The 4,080-nt window shown below is 67.8% G+C and carries 3 protein-coding genes and 1 pseudogene; all 4 read right to left on the reverse strand.

The window, feature by feature from the left end:
* Positions 1 to 12: 12 nt before the first annotated feature.
* Positions 13 to 1,827: pseudogene (locus O0J73_RS21720) on the reverse strand (bifunctional aconitate hydratase 2/2-methylisocitrate dehydratase); the annotation flags it as partial.
* A gap of 40 nt (positions 1,828 to 1,867) precedes the next feature.
* Positions 1,868 to 2,266: a type II toxin-antitoxin system VapC family toxin gene (locus O0J73_RS21725; protein ID WP_049458027.1), complete on the reverse strand. Its 399-nt coding sequence runs from the start codon at positions 2,264 to 2,266 to the stop codon at positions 1,868 to 1,870.
* Positions 2,267 to 2,272: 6 nt separating this feature from the next.
* On the reverse strand, positions 2,273 to 2,497 hold the full coding sequence (locus tag O0J73_RS21730) for an AbrB/MazE/SpoVT family DNA-binding domain-containing protein (protein WP_006442494.1): 225 nt from the start codon (positions 2,495 to 2,497) through the stop codon (positions 2,273 to 2,275).
* A gap of 65 nt (positions 2,498 to 2,562) precedes the next feature.
* The gene (locus O0J73_RS21735; protein ID WP_308309616.1) at positions 2,563 to 3,987 is read right to left on the reverse strand and encodes a porin; all 1,425 of its coding nucleotides are present in this window, start codon (positions 3,985 to 3,987) and stop codon (positions 2,563 to 2,565) included.
* Positions 3,988 to 4,080: the final 93 nt, after the last annotated feature.

A 4,080-nucleotide genomic window follows, 5' to 3' on the forward strand; every position in this document is an offset into this window, starting at 1 on the left:
ACCGGCGGCCTAACGTTCGGCCGAGGCGTCGGACAGCTCGAACGCCTGTTCGACCTTCAGCTCCGGCAGGCCTTCGATTTCCAGGATGCGACCGGAGAAGATGTTCTTCTTGCCGGCCTTGGCCACGGTCAGCAGGCCCGACTTGATCGCGTACAGCGGGATCGCGTTGACCAGGTCACGCAGGGTCACGCCCGGCTGCATCTTGCCCTTGAAGCGCACCAGCACCGACTCCGGCATGTCCAGCGGCATCACGCCGGTGGCAGCGGCGAAGGCGACCAGGCCCGAACCGGCCGGGAACGAAATGCCCACCGGGAAACGGGTGTGCGAGTCACCACCGGTACCGACGGTGTCCGGCAGCAGCATGCGGTTGAGCCAGCTGTGGATCACGCCGTCGCCCGGGCGCAGCGAGACGCCGCCACGGGTGGAGATGAACTCCGGCAGGGTGTGGTGGGTCTTCACGTCCACCGGCTTCGGATAGGCGGCGGTGTGGCAGAACGACTGCATCACCAGGTCGGCCGAGAAGCCCAGGCAGGCCAGGTCCTTCAGCTCATCGCGGGTCATCGGGCCGGTGGTGTCCTGCGAGCCGACCGAGGTCATCTTCGGTTCGCAGTAGGTGCCCGGGCGCATGCCCTGGCCTTCCGGCAGGCCACAGGCGCGGCCGACCATCTTCTGTGCCAGCGAGAAGCCCTTGCCGGTGTCGACCGGCTGCACCGGCAGGCGGAACAGGTCGGTCGGGGCGAGGCCCAGCGCTTCGCGCGCCTTGCCGGTCAGGCCGCGGCCGATGATCAGCGGGATGCGGCCACCGGCACGCACTTCGTCGAACAACACTTCGCTCTTGACCTGGAATTCGGCGATCACTTCGCCGTTCTTCAGCGCCTTGCCTTCGTACGGACGCAGCTCGACCACATCGCCGTGCTCCATCTTCGACACGTCCAGCTCGATCGGAAGCGCACCGGCATCTTCCATGGTGTTGTAGAAGATCGGGGCGATCTTCGAACCCAGGCAGACGCCGCCGGCACGCTTGTTCGGGATGAACGGAATGTCATCGCCGGTCCACCACAGCACGCTGTTGGTGGCCGACTTGCGCGAGGAACCGGTACCGACCACGTCACCGACGTAGGCGACCAGGTGGCCCTTGTCCTTCAGCGACAGGATCTGCTGGATCGGGCCACGCTTGCCGTCTTCTTCCGGGGTGAACGGCGCATCGTCGCGCTTGTTCTTCAGCATCGCCAGCGCGTGCATCGGGATGTCCGGGCGGGTGGTCGCGTCCGGCGCCGGCGACAGGTCGTCGGTGTTGGTTTCGCCCGGCACCTTGAACACGGTGACGGTCAGGCTCTGCGGCACTTCCGGGTTGCTGGTGAACCACTCGGCATCGGCCCAGCTCTGCAGCACGGCCTGGGCGTTGGCGTTGCCGGCCTTGGCCTTTTCCTGCACGTCATGGAAGGCGTCGAAGACCAGCAGGGTCTTCTTCAGGCCGTCAGCGGCGATGGTGCCGACGCTGGCGTCGTCCAGCAGCTGCACCAGCGGAGCAACGTTGTAACCGCCGAGCATGGTGCCCAGCAGTTCGGTGGCGCGCTCACGGCTGATCAGCGGATTCTGCTCGCTACCCAGCGCGATCGCCGCCAGGTACGAGGCTTTGACTTTGGCAGCGTCATCAACGCCGGCCGGCACGCGGTGGGTCAGCAGGTCGAGCAGGAACTCGGCCTCGCCCTGCGGCGGGTTCTTCAGCAGTTCGATGACATCGGCCGTCTGCTGCGCGCTCAGCGGCAGCGGCGGGATGCCAAGCGCAGCGCGCTCGGCGACGTGGTGGCGGTAGGCTTCCAACATGACAACTCCCGGGTAATGCGTAGGTTGAAAAAAAATGGGCTCAGGCTTGCGGCACGATCAGCTTCAGGCCCTTGAAGTAGTCGCGGTAAAACGTATCGTTCCAGGTGATCAGGCCGTCGCACTGCAGCAGTGCGTGGGCGCCGACCATGAATTCGTCCAGGCTGCGGCGGCTGCCGCTGCGCTGGCGGTGGCGGCGGTGCATCTCGCCGGCGCGCAGTGCCGATTTGGCCTCCAGCGCATTGAAGTGCACGCCCATTTCTTCCAGCGCTTCGAGCACCTCGGCACCGCCGCGCAGCGAGGCGCAGACCTCGGCCAGGGTCGCGCCGCAGACCACCACGCGGCCGCCGACCAGGCTCTGCCGCAGGATGGCTTCCACCGCATCGGCCTGCGGGCCATTGCTGAGCAGTTCGACCAGCACCGGGGAATCGACGGCGATCATCACGGCTTATTCCTCGTCGCGCACCGAGCGCACGGCCGCTTCAGCCGAATCGAAGCCATCGAGCGCGAACTTGCCGCGCGCCCGTGAAATGGCATCGTCAACACTCTTGCGCAGGATGATGCGGCTGCCATCCAGCTCGACCTTCAGCAGCGTGCCCTTGGTCAGGCCGAGGGCATCACGCACCGCCTTTGGCAGGGTGATCTGCCCGCGTTCTGCAACAGTGGCTTCCATCGGTAGGCCCTCTTCGGTATGCACGAATTATACATACCGAAGGGGCCATACCGCCAGCCACGTACTTAGAACGCCACCTGCAGCCGGGTATTGAAGGTGGTGCCCTCGTCCCGGCCCTGCCCGCTACCACTGCGGTTGTTGGCCTGCCAGCGGATTGCCTCGAACATCACCCGGCTGTAGTCGTTCAGGTACCAGTTCGCTCCCACCGTCCACGCGTGGCCGGTGCCGCCGGTGGGAAGTTCGGCGTAGTCCACGTCCTCATAGCGCGCCTTCAGTTCCCATGCCCCGGCGCCGCCGTCGGTCACGGGGTCGGCCACCTTCACCTTGCCCCAGGTGCCGGCCTTGCCTGAATAGGCAGGAAGCGCGCCCACCAGGAACCAGCCCGCCGATATCGCCCAGGCCTGGTGGTCCAGGTCATAGCGGCCGCTGGCGTCGACCCCGCGCAGGTTGCGCGTGCCCCATTCACCGGTGGCCCACGCCGGGCCGAAGAACCCGGCCGCTTCCAGGCCATAGGCCGTGCTGCGCTCAGCACCCGTCAGGGTGCCCGGGGCGATCTTCACCAGATCGTTGAAGTGCCCGGCGATGGCCGAGCTGCGCAGCACGCCGCTGGCACCGGCGGCGATCTCCTCATGGAAGGCCCAGGCCCCCAGGTGCACGGTGGCGGCCTTGCCCGCCCCCGGGTTCCAGTGCACACGCGTGGCCCAGGTCTGGCTGTCGTTGTCGTTGCCGGCGTTGTTCAGATCGTTGCCTGCCACCGACAGGCTGGCGTGCCAACCCTTGCCGTACACGCGCTCGGTCAGGCCGACGCCGAACAGGCCGCGCTGCGGCAGCATCAGCGTGCCGACCACGTTGCGGTCCGGGAACGGCGTGTTGGAGGTGCTGCTGGAACCGTCGATGCCGCGGTCGTTCAGCCGGTTGCCCACGGTCAGGTCGGCCGGCAGGCCGAACAGGCGGTGGTCCACGGTCGCGTAGACCGATTTCCAGGCCACGGCATTGTCGGCGAAGTCGCCCTCCACCGCCCAGCCGAGGATGCCGTAGCGACCCTCGGCTCCCAGGCGCACCGAGCGGATCTCGGTGCCGGAGATGTTGCGGTCGGCCACCGACGAGCCGTCGGTGCTGGAGCCATCGACAAACAGGCGGCCGCGCGGGCGGAATGCCACCTTGCCATCGGCGCTGCCGAATTCCGGCGCGCCCTTCGACCAGGACACCTTGGGCGACTTGGACTGGCTCGACTCCAGCGCGGCGACCCGACTTTCCAGCGCGGGCGCCGGTGCCACAGGCGGGGTTGGGACGGCGCCCTGCCCGCCTTCAACGGCACGCAGGCGCGCTTCGAGCTGCTGGATCTGCAGCGCCTGCTGCTGCACCAGCGCCGACAGTTCGGCCTGGCTCAGCGGAGCCGGGGCGGACTGTGCCCCGGCATGGCCGCTGGCCAACAGCAGGCCAAGCGCGACCGACAGCGCTGCGCGGGGCAGCACGGTGTGCGTGTTCATGGGTTCTCTCTCCGGCCAGCCGGCCCCCTGGCCTGGCGCTGGCCTGTTGCGGTGGTGCGGGGGAAGATCGGGGGAGGCAGCGCGGGGGCCGCG

The sequence above is a fragment of the Stenotrophomonas sp. Sm6012 genome (assembly GCF_030985895.1).
GTDB classification, from domain to species: Bacteria; Pseudomonadota; Gammaproteobacteria; order Xanthomonadales; family Xanthomonadaceae; genus Stenotrophomonas; species Stenotrophomonas forensis.